16 protein-coding genes are annotated in these 13625 nt (G+C 63.7%); 1 reads left to right on the top strand and 15 read right to left on the bottom strand.

The features are described from left to right. Positions 1–61 precede the first annotated feature (61 nt). The 7 genes from ACREB7_RS18385 to ACREB7_RS18355 form a co-directional block, all read right to left on the bottom strand. A complete protein-coding gene (locus ACREB7_RS18385) occupies positions 62–1804 on the bottom strand; it encodes a ParB/RepB/Spo0J family partition protein (protein ID WP_431593724.1) in 1743 nt (580 codons plus the stop codon). An 82-nt stretch (positions 1805–1886) separates the two neighbouring features. After that, the gene (locus tag ACREB7_RS18380; RefSeq protein ID WP_431593723.1) at positions 1887–2306 is read right to left on the bottom strand and encodes a DUF2958 domain-containing protein; all 420 of its coding nucleotides are present in this window, start codon (positions 2304–2306) and stop codon (positions 1887–1889) included. Next, positions 2303–3277: an ArdC family protein gene (locus ACREB7_RS18375; protein WP_431593722.1), complete on the bottom strand. Its 975-nt coding sequence runs from the start codon at positions 3275–3277 to the stop codon at positions 2303–2305. Before ACREB7_RS18375 ends, ACREB7_RS18380 begins: the two co-directional genes overlap by 4 nt. Before the next feature lie 955 nt (positions 3278–4232). Then, positions 4233–4811, bottom strand: a complete 579-nt coding sequence (locus ACREB7_RS18370) for a lytic transglycosylase domain-containing protein (RefSeq protein WP_431593721.1) — start codon at positions 4809–4811, stop codon at positions 4233–4235. Next, positions 4799–5374 (bottom strand): S26 family signal peptidase, encoded by a 576-nt coding sequence (locus tag ACREB7_RS18365; RefSeq protein WP_431593720.1) that lies wholly within the window; start codon positions 5372–5374, stop codon positions 4799–4801. Before ACREB7_RS18365 ends, ACREB7_RS18370 begins: the two co-directional genes overlap by 13 nt. Further along, positions 5322–5552, bottom strand: coding sequence for a helix-turn-helix transcriptional regulator (locus ACREB7_RS18360; RefSeq protein WP_431593719.1), 231 nt, complete (start codon positions 5550–5552; stop codon positions 5322–5324). The genes ACREB7_RS18365 and ACREB7_RS18360 overlap by 53 nt, the downstream gene beginning before the upstream one ends. Before the next feature lie 235 nt (positions 5553–5787). Next, positions 5788–6090, bottom strand: a complete 303-nt coding sequence (locus ACREB7_RS18355) for a hypothetical protein (protein WP_431593718.1) — start codon at positions 6088–6090, stop codon at positions 5788–5790. Between the two features lie 91 nt (positions 6091–6181). Between ACREB7_RS18355 and ACREB7_RS18350 the strand changes: the two genes are divergently transcribed. Further along, positions 6182–6421, top strand: a complete 240-nt coding sequence (locus ACREB7_RS18350) for a helix-turn-helix domain-containing protein (protein ID WP_431593717.1) — start codon at positions 6182–6184, stop codon at positions 6419–6421. Here the strand turns inward: ACREB7_RS18350 and ACREB7_RS18345 are convergent. The 8 genes from ACREB7_RS18345 to ACREB7_RS18310 form a co-directional block, all read right to left on the bottom strand. Beyond that, the gene (locus ACREB7_RS18345) at positions 6391–6714 is read right to left on the bottom strand and encodes a DNA -binding domain-containing protein (protein ID WP_431593725.1); all 324 of its coding nucleotides are present in this window, start codon (positions 6712–6714) and stop codon (positions 6391–6393) included. The two genes, ACREB7_RS18350 and ACREB7_RS18345, sit on opposite strands and share 31 nt — an antisense overlap. Positions 6715–6967: 253 nt before the next feature. Then, complete coding sequence (locus tag ACREB7_RS18340; RefSeq protein WP_431593716.1) at positions 6968–7180, bottom strand: transcriptional regulator domain-containing protein; 213 nt, start codon at positions 7178–7180, stop codon at positions 6968–6970. Continuing rightward, on the bottom strand, positions 7167–8042 hold the full coding sequence (locus tag ACREB7_RS18335; RefSeq protein WP_431593715.1) for a phytanoyl-CoA dioxygenase family protein: 876 nt from the start codon (positions 8040–8042) through the stop codon (positions 7167–7169). Before ACREB7_RS18335 ends, ACREB7_RS18340 begins: the two co-directional genes overlap by 14 nt. Further along, entirely contained in the window at positions 8039–8662 is a 624-nt protein-coding gene (locus ACREB7_RS18330) for an acyl-homoserine-lactone synthase (protein ID WP_431593714.1), read from the bottom strand. Before ACREB7_RS18330 ends, ACREB7_RS18335 begins: the two co-directional genes overlap by 4 nt. Positions 8663–8718: 56 nt before the next feature. After that, positions 8719–9528, bottom strand: coding sequence for a LuxR family transcriptional regulator (locus ACREB7_RS18325; RefSeq protein WP_431593713.1), 810 nt, complete (start codon positions 9526–9528; stop codon positions 8719–8721). Beyond that, positions 9477–9914: a DUF2147 domain-containing protein gene (locus ACREB7_RS18320; RefSeq protein WP_431593712.1), complete on the bottom strand. Its 438-nt coding sequence runs from the start codon at positions 9912–9914 to the stop codon at positions 9477–9479. The genes ACREB7_RS18325 and ACREB7_RS18320 overlap by 52 nt, the downstream gene beginning before the upstream one ends. 8 nt (positions 9915–9922) lie before the next feature. Next, positions 9923–10780: a metal-dependent hydrolase gene (locus tag ACREB7_RS18315; RefSeq protein ID WP_431593711.1), complete on the bottom strand. Its 858-nt coding sequence runs from the start codon at positions 10778–10780 to the stop codon at positions 9923–9925. Between the two features lie 196 nt (positions 10781–10976). After that, on the bottom strand, positions 10977–13625 hold a 2649-nt coding region (locus ACREB7_RS18310; protein WP_431593710.1), incomplete at its 5' end, for a TonB-dependent receptor domain-containing protein.

Below are 13625 nucleotides of genomic sequence, written 5' to 3'. Positions count from 1 at the left end.
CGGCGCGACGATTTTTGAGAGGTAAGAAAGGCGGGCGGCGGTTATCCGCCGCCCGCCATCATCATGCGGCCTTGCGCTCGGGCGGCGGATCGCCGCGCGCCGCCAACACCTTGGCGTGGGCGGCGACGTTGCCGACGCCGCCGCGCGCGGTGTAGGCGGATGGCGGAAAGCTCATCCATTTCGGCACCCAAGCCTCGACCTTGGTTCGTCCGTTGCTGCCGTCCAGATGATCGCGAACGATGCGCTTCAAGACCTTGCCCGGCTCCTTCGCATTGGCGGTCGCGACGGTTTCGCCCGCAACCTCGGCGACGATGCGGGTCAGAACGTCCCTGTCGCGGAGCAACTCGAAGAAGGCGTCGTCGGCGGACCAACTGCGCGCCATATCGACGCCGATCTCGATCCCGACCGCCTCGACGGCGGCGCTGCCGCTTTCGAGCGTTTCACCGATCACGATGACGATCACGTCCATCACCGCGCGGTCGGGAAGGTCGAGCAAGCGCAGGAACAGGCCCGCAAGGCCGAAGCCATCGCCATTGCCGCCGGTCACGGTCGGTTCCTCGGGCGAGAAGCCGAGCAGGTCGAGAACCGCGCGGCGCTTGGCGTCGAAGGCGACCTCGGCCGGGCAGGTCTCGACGCTCTCGCGCGCGGCTTCGTTGCGGCAGGTCTGCGCCTCGGGCTTCACCCGCCACAGATTGGATCCGGCGATGGCGTGGGCGACCAGCAAGCGCAATGCGACCTTGGGGTGATGGCAAAGCGCGGCACGGACGGCGGCATGACGGTGCAGGTCAATATAGGTCTGCATCGTGCCGCTCACCTCGGGGCGCACCGCTTTCGGACCGCTGTCGATGGCCTCACCGCGTTCGAGGCGTTTGGCTTCCTTGGCGGTGACATAGCCTTCGTGGAAGGCGATTTCGCCATTATCACGCACCTCGATATAGACGCGCCCGCCCTTGCGCTTGGGTGCCTTGCAATATTCCCATGTCGAGAAATATTGCCCGCGCGGGACGATGACGACATCGCTCCATCCCTCGTCCAGATAGGCGTCGCGGCGCTCCGCGATCATATCATCCTGTGCCTTCCAGAAGGCTTCGGCGTCGGCGAAATAGCGGTCCTCGCCGAACAGGTCGGCGATGACGGCGAGCCCGCTCGCCTCGACGTCGAACAGCGCATGATCGACCTTGATCGACGCGCCGCCGAACAGCCAGCCTTTCAACTGATGACCGGTCGGACAGTAAGCGTCGGGATCGTCGTAGAGCGCCAGCCACGCTTTTTGCTGCGCCTTGCTCGCCAAGGTCAGGTGGCGGACGGTTGCGGCGTTGATCGCCTCGTCGCGGTAGAGATTGCGGACGCGCGGCAAGAGATTGCCGAGCGCGAGGATGCGTTTGACGCCTTGCTCCGGGATACCGAAGGTCGCCGAAATATCGGCGATTTCGCGGCCTTCCTTCGCCAGCCGGGTGAAGGTTTCCCAACGGGTCACCTCGTCGGGCGCGAGCCGCGCGATATTCTCGATCAGAGATGCCTCGATCGCGGCAACATCGTCGCCATCCTCGAGTATCGCGCAGGGCAGCGGCTCGCCCGCGCCGTCCTGCTCGTCGGCGACGATCTTGGCGGCGGTGAAGCGCCGCGCGCCCGCGACGATCTCAAAGGCACCATCGGCGCAGTTCGGGCGCACGAGCAGAGGCACCATGACGCCGCGCGCGCGGATGGTCGGCAGGATGTCCGCTACGTCAGGCGCTTTCTTCGCATAGCGCATATTGGCCTTGCTGATCGACAGCTTGCCAAGCGGAATAAAGTCGAGTTTCATCGGTCGGCTCCTCAAGAGCGCCGGTCCGTCGAGTTTAGCGATTGGGCGGACCGGCTTGGTTTGCGGCGAAACGCGCCGCGCGTCATCCGCCTGACGGCGGAAGCTCGTCGTTCGCCGCGCCGGACGCGCGGCGAAGCAGTGTTTCGGCCATGATGATTGTCCCGGCGCGGCGTGACCATGATGCCCAGATCGACAGCCGGTGCGCGGTCGCGAACGCCATGTCGCGCTCGATGCCGAGGCCGAAGGGAAGCCGGACGCCCGCCAGTTCGGACAGGCTGAACGGGCCGAGTTCGGGACAGCCAAAACCCAGGTCGGCGAGGCCGAACAAAGTGTCGCCATCGGCATGAAGTTCGGTCGCGAGCCATGTCGCCGCGCCGACAGGATTGAAGAATTTGACCAGCGGAACGGGATCGGGTTCGGCCAGTCCATGCTGGAGCGCATCCGAATGCGCGACGGCGTTGGCGCGCAACGCGGCGTGAAGATCGGGGGTCAGAAGCATCATGCCGCCGCTCCCTGCAATTCCTTGGCCTCACCGGCTTCGGCGTGACGCGCGAGCAACCAGTCGGCCGCCTTGCTCGCCCCACTCGCGGCGCGGAAGATCGCGCGGGTGTCTTCGCGCAGCACGGCGAGCCAACTGCCGAGATAATCGGCGTGACGCACGGTCGGAACGATGCCGAGCGCGGCGCACAGGAAGGCGCTGCCCATTTCGGCGACCAGTTCCTCGCGCGCATAATCCTTGCTGCCGAACGCATTCAGCAATTTGCGGTCGAGCCGCGAGGGATGGCCGCTCGCGTGGGTCAATTCGTGGAGCGCGGTGCGGTAATAATTGACCTGATCGAAGAAGGCGGTTTGCGGCGGGACCTGCACATAATCTTCGCTCGGGACGTAAAAAGCCTTGTCGCCGCCGACGCGAAAATCGACGCCCGACGCGGCGATGACGGCTTCGGCGACGGGGACGATCTCGCGTTCGGGCAGCGGTGCGGGGTCCGCGGCGAGGCCGGGGCGCAATCCTTCGCATTGTGAGACGTTGAACAGGGTGAAGCGTTTAAGGAAGGCTATGCTCTTCGCGGCCTCGCCGGTTTGCCGGGCGCGTTCCCTTTCCGCCTCGGGGGTGAAGCGGTCGGCGTAGACGGCGGTGGTGCCGCGCTCGCCTTTGCGGACATTGCCGCCCGCTTCGAGCGCCTGCCGGAAGGTCAGCCACGATTGCGAAGGCCAGTCGCGTTCGATCACGGCCCCCCACAGGATGAGGATGTTGACGCCGCTGTAGTTACGCCCGGTCAGCGCGTTGCGCGGGATGCCGGGGACGGCGCCGGCGCCATCGGGACGGCCCCAAGGCTGCACCCAAGGAACGCGGCCCGCTTCCAACTCGGCGATGATGCGGTTCGTGACCTCCTCGTAGAGATTGGCGCGGGTCGCCGGGGGCTTGGCCCCTCCGGCCTCACGGCGCGCGCGGCGTGTGCGGGTCTGGCGCATCTGATCCTCCTCCAGCCGCCCCAAAACCACCGGGCCTGCCCCGGAGCGGGGGTGGGCGGCGAGATGCGACCTGCCGGGCGCGGCCAGGAGGCGGGCCGCACGCGAAGCGCCGAAATGCAATGGAGGAGCCGGTCCGCAGGATCGGCTTGCGGAACGCCGGGCCGGGCCCAGAAGGGAGCGCCGCCCACCCGCGCGACAGGGGAAGGTCCATCATGAAGCCGCTGCGCAGCAGCGTCCGCCGCCCCGCCAGCGATCGTTACCGAAAGGCCGGGACGCAGCGCGGCCCGGTGCCGGCGGCGAAGGCGGCGGCATAGAGCGCGGTCGCGCCGCAAGGCGCGAGGCGGCACCGCGATCCGGAGTCCTCGAGAGATTGGTCAGCACTTACGGGCCGGACGCTCCCCCTTGCCTTCGCCGGCCCTCGCTTTTCTCGGCCTTCTCGCGATCGGACTTAGCGCGCTGACTATTTGGAGCGCCGCACCGGCGCGCGGTACAAGCGAGCCTCGTGGTGCCCGTCCGATTCAACCGAACAGGATTGTCGGGCATGACGGCGGTAACGCGCACCCTGCAAATCTGCTTATCCGGGGTGCGACGCAGACGAATGGAACGCCCGATGCACGCCTATTTGCAGATATATTTCCCGATCATGGCCGCCGTGGCCGGCGCAGGCCTCGGTATCGCGGCGATCATTCGGGCCGCGTGCGAGGGCACCGCGACGATCATCCGGGCTCGCCGCGGCGACGCGCCACCTCCTGCTAGCCGATCCGCCCTGCACGGGCTTCATCGACCTCTTCTCCGGCACCGGCGGACTGGTGAAAGGGGTATGAAAGACTGATTGCGGCGCGCGATACCCGTTCGGTTCGGTCCAGATATACCGACGCGCATAAAATGGTGGGAATAGCGAACGCGCGCCCGCCGCAAAGCCCCGTTCCCCGATGAGAAGGCCGCCCAGCCGACTCTAATATCGGATGAAAAATATCTGCTGCACGGCCGCGCCTGGCTTCTCACGCGCGACCCGATCCTGCCGCGCGACGAACGCATCGGTGCGCGAACCGGGATACCCAGTTTCGCGATACCCGGCGACACTGGCCATATAGGCGCGTGTCTCACCGGGAAGCCGGGAACGGCCCGCGAGCCAGGCGGAATAGCGCGCCGGCCCCGCATTATAGGCGCCGAACAGCCCCGGATAGCCGAAGCGGTCATACATCAGCCGCAGATAATAGGTTCCGGCCAATATATTGTCGCGAGGCGCATGGGGATCGCTCCCAAGACCGAGCCGCGCGCGCATGTCGGCCCATGTCCCCGGCATGAGCTGCATGAGGCCCATCGCCCCGGTGCGACTGACGATCGGGCGGCCGTCCAGCGTCGTGCGTCCGCCGCTTTCGGCGCGCATGACGCGCTCGATCCATGCGACGGGAACACCGTAGCGCGCAGACGCTTCCTCGATATAGGGACGCCAGCGATCGACCGACTGCGCTTCGGCGGGCGAAGCCGCGACCAGCGCCAGCGCGGCAAGAGCGACCCTCACCGCCGCCATATCAGCCGTGCCTTGCCGACAATATCGTCCGCCTCCGTAACGCCGAAATAGCGCCCGTCGAACGACGCGGGACTATCGGTCATCAACAGGAAAACCTCGCCCGTCCCCAACTCGGCGCATCCCGACCACCACGGCATCGGCCGCCCCGCGCCGTCGCGATCGAGACGTCGCGCGACCAGCCGCCCGTTGACCCTCACGCGCGCGCCAGCGGCGCACACCTCGTCGCCCCCCGCGGCGGCAACGCGCTTCACCAACGGCACGTTCGCCGGAAGATAATGGCGCCGCGCCGCGAACAACCGGAACTCGACCGGCAGGCGCGCGATCACCATGTCACCGCGCGCGAGCTGCGCGCCGTCGCCGACCGCATAGAGGCCCACGGGCGCGCTGGCGCTGGCGTTCCATAGGAGACGCGGGCGCGGCGGCGCGAGCAGCGTCGCGGCAAGCGCCGCCGCGAGGCCGGCGCAGCCGACTATCCACGGCGCGCGCCGCCGCCGCTTGGCTGGTGCCGCATCAATCACGGCCGTGCGCCCCCGCCCGTTCGAGCGACCAGGCGTCAAGGTCATCGATATGGTATCGGACGCGCTGGCAGGGCCGGAAAAAGCGCGGCCCGGTGCCGTTGGTGCGATGCACCTGCAGGGTCCGCAGCGAGACGCCGAGATAATGGGCGGCCTGCTTGGGACTCAGAAAGGGGGAGCCGCGCCTGGCCTCCTTCGCGCGTTCGATGCTGTCCTGCTCTTCCATGCTGATTCCTGCTCCGCAGCGCCACGTCGGCGAAACCGGAAACATGGGCGATGGCGCGGCACCGCGGAGGTGTCGGATTCGCCAAAGCGCAAATCCGACACCCCTCGCGAGCGGCCCGGATCAATCAGGATGGAGGGGTGGCCTCACCTCCTGAGGGGGGGGAGGTAGGAGGTGAGGTTGCGGTGGTTACGCGCGCATGGGCCAAGGGTTCCCCGGCGCGCATCGACGCCATGATTCAGGACCCGCGGTTCCTGCACGATTTGGCGTCGCTCACGATTGCCGCGGCCAGCCCTTCGCCGACGATCCAGTGCGCGCGATCGAGGTGCGATTGCCAGCAGTGCCTGGCGCCGGCTGCGTCGGCGGCGACATCGAGGTCCAGCACCTCCAGCGCCACATCGGTCCAGTCATATTCGTCGCGCTCGGCGTCGAGCAACCGCGCATAGGTCAGCATCTGGACGCGATCGTAATCGGTCATGGTCAGGCCGTCCGGCGCCCGCTCCGCGATGCCGACCCGGCATCCGTTCAGAAAAACCGCCATTCGTTCCCCTATCCCTATCGTGCGCAGGCTCATTCGTTTCGCGTATTATAGTGCATAGCATTAAAATGCTCGTCTGTCCTCTAAGATCAGGATGGATATAAGGCGTCTCGTTGGCGGCAATGTGCATCGCTACCGCAAAGCTGCGGCCCTCAGCCAGGAAGAGGTAGGGGCTCGCATGGGCGTCGATCGTGCCCATGTCAGCCTGATCGAGCGCGGCGAGCAGAATGCGACCTTGCTGACGATCTGGAGCCTTTGCGAGGCACTGGGAGTTCGTCCGCGAGACCTGTTCGACGAAGCCAATTATGGTTCGGACGATACTGCCGATCTGTGAAGCCTGGTCGAGCCGGACAACATGATTGCGGGACCGCCCGCCCATAATCGACGGGAAGAATCGACAAGTCGGCGCGCAGCCGATTTGGTCGATTCCCCGCGGCCGGGCCAATCGCTTGCGCGAACGAATGTCTCGCCGATTACTCGCAAGGATGACCCCTCGGCCAAGGCGTCAATAACGCGCAGCATTTGCACGATACGATAGAAGCGGGATGTCGCCCTATGCGGCGCGAGCGGCTGGCCGCGCGCGAGAGCGACCAGCCGCCGGAAGTCAGTTAGCTGCCTCGGCGCCATGGCGACAGTGAAAGGGAATATCAACTGGTCGAGCGGCGGTGATCGGCTTCCCATAATGTCGAGCCGAATGCCGTGGTGAACTCCGCCGATGACGGCATGGAGGCATCGATCGCCGGCAACCGCCAAATAGGGCGTGACCGAGAGGGCGCGAGGCGCGCTGGCCGCCCCCGTAACGGGCCTCGCTAGCAGAACGGATGGGTCGAACGCGCCCGACCACAGCAGGCGGGCGCTGGGCGCAGAGCGGACCGGCGTTTCAGCGAAAGTGCAGCCCCCAGCGCGCGACGAACGCGCTATCGGCAACGACCAGTGCACCGTCGCCCGGATCGGCCCTGTCGGGATAGGCGGGATCGCGGCGAAGCAGCTCCCATGCGAGGCCACGCGCGCCGGTCGCTGCGAGCCCGGAATAGGCGCACGCGTCGCGCCAACTCCCACGAGGGAGGATCGGGCGCGCCTCAATCGCGCGCATGATCGCGCTGCGCGTGGACATAGGTGCGAAGGGCGTCGGCCTGATCGGGCCGCAGCGCATCGACGGCCGCGACATGGTCGGGCCTTTCGCCCGCGAGCAGCCAGGAGGGGCAGCGCCCTTCGACATTGCCGAGATTGGGACGATGCTGGGCGTAGCCGACCAGCGCGGCAAGATCGGGGTCGAAGTGCCGCGCAACCTCGGGCGGATAGACCAGCCATTGCAGTTCGAACGGCTTGAGCCAACCGAGGCAATAGCTGACGATGATCCCGCGCCGCGGTTCATCGCTGACATTGGCGCCCGCGCCGTGGAGCGTCCCGCCGAGCCAGACCAGCGCGTCGCCGGGTTCGCACGTCGCGGCGACGGCCGCGCTCTCGCTCGCATCGCCGTCATAGGTGAGCCGATGACTGCCCGGCCAAAACCGGGTCGCGCCGTTCTTCGCCGTGAAGGGCGACAGCGGCCACATGACATTGACCTGAAACTGATGCCCACCCTTGATCGCGGGCCAAAGGTCATGGTCGCGGTGCGCATATTGTGCGAGCGCGCGGGGGTGAATTTCGACGGCCTGCGTGAGATTGAGCGCGATGCGGTCGCAGTTCGGCGACAGAATGCTTTCGACCAGCGGAAGAATGGCGTCGTGCATCACCAGCGCGCGGGTTGCCGGTGCGCGGGTGAGCAGCCGCCCGAACCGCTTGGTTCGCTCGCCGAAGAAGTCGCCGACGCAATAGGGCGTCGCCGCGAAATCATAGTCGAGCGAAGAGTCTATCGCGTCGATCTGGTTGGCTGGGACCAGATTGCGGATGACGCAAAAGCCGTCGCGGTCGAGCCTGACGGGTGCGCTATCGGGGGAGAAAGGCCCGGTCATGCCGCCGATCCCGCCGCGATCGTTTCCGGCAAGGCAGGAAGCGCATGGAGGCCGTTCGCTTCGAGATGGGTGGGAGTCGCCGGCTCGATCGTCACGGCGAAGGCGCCGAGACGACCGCCGCCCAAATCCTGCCCCGGTCCCAACGCTTCGCCGTGCCAGCCCATTGCGAGGACCTGTTCGCGGAAGCGCGCGGTGACGACGCCGGTAAAGCGGTTGATGCCGCGGTCGAGCGCATGATCGACCATCGCGCGGATCAGCCCGTCGCGAAGCCGCAGCCGTTCGGGCCGCAACAGGTTGGGCGGCAGGCAAAGCCGGGTGATCTCGAATATGTCGGGACCGACCGGAACGCCGTCGGTGCAAAGCCGCTCGAACAGGGTGCCGAGCAGATGCGGCCGCGTCGAGGGCAGCAGCCGCATCGACGCCAGATGACGGCCGGCGCGATCGGCGGCGATGATATAGGTGGCATAGGCGTCGTCGAAACGGTCGACCTCAAGCCGGTCGTCAACGACGGTCAAATCCCAGTCGAGCAGGTCGATGAACAGCCGCTTGCGGTCCTCGAACATGGATTCGAGCAAAGGCTGATCGGCGGGCGAGCCGAGCCCTTCGACGATATGGATCATTGGTGTCGCTCCCTTGCGTGTGGTCACGCGAGGAAAGCGAAACTTGCCGCCGAATATCAGGTCGCCAGGTGGCGATGTTGACGCGGCGCAATTTCGTGGATGCCGATCTCGCCGTCGAGGACGGCGGCCAGAACGAGCTGGGTGCGGTTTCCGACGTCGTAGCTGGCGCAAGCGCCTTCGATATAGGTCTTGATGGTCGCCGGGGTCAGGCCGAGGATGGTCGCAATGTCGGTGTTGCTCTTGCCTTGTCCGGCAAGCACGACGCAATCGCGCCAGCGGGGACGAAGGCGGGCGACGCGGACTTGCCGAAGTCGCCCGCCGTTCACGATCCGCCGCGCCTTCTGGAAGGCGAAACCGCCGATCGAGTGAACGGCGTCGAGCTGGTGCTGAAAGCCTCCCCGCTTGCGCGGGGAACAGAAGTTGCACGATCCGCTGCGCTCGCCCAGGACAAAGGCCGGGACGGTGATACCGTTGGTAACGCCATGATATTCTCCGCGTTCGAGAAAGGCCCGGTGCCGCGGCCCGAGTTCGATCAGGCTCGCAATCTCGCACCATGTAAAGCAGGCGTTGGCGGCGATGCAGGCGTGAATGACCGGATCGTCACGATGATAGAGGCCGGCAAAGTATTCGACGGCATAGTCGGGCGGATAATTGTTCATGTTGATCAGGCCAGACGAGCCGACGCGGTGATCGTCGTGATGGATCATCGCATAATAGCGATAGCCCATCTCGTGCGCGACCGCTCCGAGCGCGCCGTCGATCGCGGGCAGGTCGTCCGCCTTCTGGATTTCAACAAGAAATTCCGCCGCGAGGCTCAGCGCACGCGCGTCCAGACCTTTGTTCTGCAGAAGATTGCCGCCTTGCAACCCTTCACCTCCAGTTTGCCGTCCCCCCGGAGTGCCAGATAGCCCTTCGCCGCGCCTTCGCCCGCTTCAGGGTCATAGAGCGGGCCGCCTTTCCACTCGGAGGGGCCGCCCGCGAAGCCGTGCAGCACGACCAGCCCTTTGAGCCGCCGGTCGCGCAGCGCCTTGTCGGGGTTCTTCACGTCTCGATGGTCGGGATTGGCACGCAGGGGAGCGGCGTCGGCCACCTTGCCGCAGAAGGCTGCGCCGCAGCGATAGATCTCGACGCGTCCTCCCTGGCTGCCGGTCGACCACAGACCGGTGATGGCGCCGCTCCCCTGCGGTGCTGCTGCCGCCACCCCTCCCGCAGCGGCCGCGATGAACGAAACTGAGAATAGAAGCTTCCGCACGACCAACCTCATTTCGGCATCGGCGCGACGAGCGGCGGCGAAATCGTCGCGAGAGCGCGCTGCGCCAGCGCGCGGTCGTCCTGCTGCCAGGGATGAAAGTTCGGACGAAAATAGGCGAACAGGTCGCGCAGCAGGAGGCGCATCAGACCGGGCGTTCCATAGAGGTAGGAAAGCAGTCCTGCCCACGTCCGCAGGTTGTGCTTTCCATCCTGCCTCAACAGGTCGGCGGTGTTACGAAAGACGACGTAATGGAAGCGGACACCAGCCGCGAGCATGGTGAAGCTCCGCAAGGTCCAGCGCCGGAACGGCGAACGATCACGCGTCGCGAGCAACAGCGTGTCGTATGCCACCGCCTTATGTTCGATTTCCTCGATCGCGTGCCAACGCCACATGCGCTGCGCTTCTGCATCGGCACCTGAGAGATGTGCGGGATCGGCCAGAATGGCATTGGCGAGCGTCGCGGTGAAATGTTCGAGCGCGCAGGTTCCGGCGAGTTGCATGATCGGCGGACGGCGCTTGGCCCAGGCGATCGTTCGTGCCGCACGATCTTCCGATGAAGTCAGGTCATAACCTGCATCGCGCGCCTGTCGATTGAAGAAGACATGCTCCCGCGAGTGCGTCGATTCCTGAAAGATGAAATCGTCGATCTGCTGCTGGAGCGCTTCGGGCGCTTCGTCGCGATAATGGCGCACCGCCGACATGAAGAATTTCTCGCCGACCGGGAAAGTCGAGGAAAGGGCATTATAGAAAGCGGTCCGGGCAGGATCGCCACCGTGCCACCAACGGCGCGGCAGCATGTCGCGGCCGAATTTCCAGTTGCGCTTCTCGATGACGAGGCCGGACGGGGTTTGCGACATATCGCTCATCATGGTCTCCTTGTCGTCGGTCGGAAGATGGCCGCCGCCCGGCCGGGGTGACAGAACGGCGGCCGAGTTTCCCTCCGGAGTTGAGGGGAGTGCCCGAGAAAGCTGCGAACGAACCTTTCCGAAAAACCGGGCCGATGTTTGCTCGGGAGCAAACAGACATCGGCCCGAGGTGTCCCCCAGTGGTGGGCGGAGAGGATCAGAACTTCTTCGAAATGCTGAACCCGATGATGCGAGGGTCGAGCGTGAAGACGTTAGTCGTCAGGCCGCTGTCGTCGCTGTTCAGGAAAGCATCGGTGATCGGCGTCGAATTGAATACATTTTTCACATATGCTTCGATCGACAGGTCATCGGGACCATCGACGCGCAGCGAGATGTTGAAGTTCGTCCAGTCGCGCAGACGGTCATAGGGTGCTAGATTATAAACGCGAGCCCAGCTCTTCGCCTGCCAGTACCCATCGCCGCGAATTGTGGCGCTCCAGTCACCGTCGAAGGGAATGGTATATTCCGCGCCAAGGTTGACGGTCCAGCGCGGAGAGTTGGGAAGTTCTTTACCCTCCAGTTCGGTATAGAAACCGGCGCCCCCGTTGATCTCCGGATAGTTCGCGACATCATAGAGTTGCCCCGTCGCAGGATCTTTCAATTGCGGTCCGAAAAGCCCGTTGAGCAATCCGTTCAAACCTCCGCACACATTCCACACATATTGAGCAGCATTGTAGTTCTTATACCAATTCTCTACGACTTGAGTTGGCGCCACGCAGTTCGAGGGCAATTGGACCCAGGGTTTGAACACCGTATAGTCCGGATTGCCAAGAGTCCGATTCATCGGATCGATCGACTGTGCGCCCTTACCGATCCGCGTCTTAAGATATCCCACATTGGCGTTAAAGCGCAGCCGGTCGACTGGCTCGAAAATCGCTGAAAGCTCTGCGCCCCAAACCTTGGCGTCGAAATTTTCATTGACTGCGGTTCGGTCGCGAATTTGAGACACTTGGTAATTGCTATAATCATAATAGAAGGCACCGGCGTTGAGCGTGAGTCGCCCGCCCATCATCGTGTTTTTCATGCCGATTTCGAACGCGTTCACGAATTCTGGTTTGAACGTTGGGCCGTAATTTACCGCCGTCAGTTCAAGGACGGGGAGAAAGCACACGCCAAACGAACAATAGAATTCAGTGTCATCGAACACCTGCTGCGAGATCTGGCCCGCGTCCAACAATTGTTGGCCCGTCGCAAAACCCGGCGTCGGAGGATTCGCACCGCCAGCCTTATAGCCGCGGCTGTAGAAGGCATAAAGCAGCGTTTGATCGGTGAAGCTCAACTGCGGCTTCCAATCCAGACCGACGCGACCTGTAAACTCGCCCCAGCGTTGGACAATGTCGGGATCTGCCGGATAGCCAATGCCCGTCAAGCCACCCGCATAGATGGTGGGCGCTAAAAGCAACTGACTCGGAACCGGCGTGAACCGCTTTTTGTCGCGCGTATAGCGTAAGCCGGCGGTCAGCTTGAGGTCGGGATTGATCTCGTAATAAGCCTCGCCGAACGCGGCCCAGCTTTCGAGCTTATAGGGGTTGGAACTGCGGAAATAATTATGCCCTTGGCCATCAATGTTCTCGACCGGGTTCGGGTCAATATAGGGACAGCGGGAATTTTCGATCGGTATCAGGGGATAGTTCGCGCCGGTAAAGTTAGGCGAAAAGTCTTGCAGGCCACATTTTGTGATATCATTCGTCAAATTAAACGGAAACAAACGCGCCAACGCTGTGAGGACGTTGCTCATCACATAATAGTCATTCTGCGTTCGAAACTTAGTATAGTTCCCACCAACGCTGAAATTGAACGGCCCGTCGAAGGAGGATTGGAGCCGCATCTCCTGCGCGAACTGCTTCGAATAGGCCGAAGAAACATCGAAGGTCGCCAAGGTATCGGAGCAACCAATCTGCGGATCGCAAAGAATCCCGCCCGGTGCTAGATTGCGGTTCGGGCTGATCACATAGCCTGCGGGTGTGTACCTCATGAGAGTCGACGTGTCGTTGAAGATTGGTAGGGTGTTGAAGCGATTGTAGTCTTGGAAACTATAGACCTTGTCCCAGTTCCATGCGGTCTGCGATGACAGCATCAAGCTGTCCGAGAAATCGATATCGAGGTTCAGGGAGAGAATATCCGAGCTGGCACGATAGCGAGGGTCACGAACGGACGCTATTTCGCGCAGGTCACGCGATTGCATTAGACCACCGTATGGGTCCTTATAACCGAGCAGTCCGACCTGAAGGTTAGTGACGGGATCATAGCCTACAGGGCCCAAGATATTAGCTACGTGCAAGCCGCTAATATAGGCAACCCCCAACCCGTTGGGGGTTCCAAAGGCTGCATCGTCATAGAGGCTGCCCGCCTTACAACCCGTGGAAAGATAGGCTCGCCGCACTTCGTTAAACGAACCATCGGCTGGACCGGTTGAAGTTGATCCAATCATATCGGGACTGTCATCGCGGTGGCATAGCTGTTTTCCGGTGCGCGAGCGGTTGTCCTTTTCGCGGAAACGCTCCCAGATGAAACTGCCGCGCAGCCAGTCGTTCTCGAAGCCGAGTGTCGTGCGGAGCGACCAAAGGTCGCGCCCGTTGACGCGGTTCTTAGTGACGGAATTATAGTCATATCCATCGCGGTCGGTCATCGAGCCGGCGATACGGAGGCCAAGTTGGTCTGGAACGATAGGGATATTGAGCATCCCGGTCATGCGGCGGCTGTCGTAATTGCCGACCTCGCCCTTGATGTTACCCTCGAACTTGTTCAGCTTAGGCTTGGCGGTGATGAGGTTGATGACGCCGCCCGTGGCATTGCGACCATAGAG

Source organism: Sphingopyxis sp. (assembly GCF_050725615.1).
GTDB lineage: Bacteria > Pseudomonadota > Alphaproteobacteria > Sphingomonadales > Sphingomonadaceae > Sphingopyxis.
The sequence above is the reverse complement of the archived record's forward strand: the minus strand, read 5'-3'. Positions and strand labels throughout refer to the sequence as shown.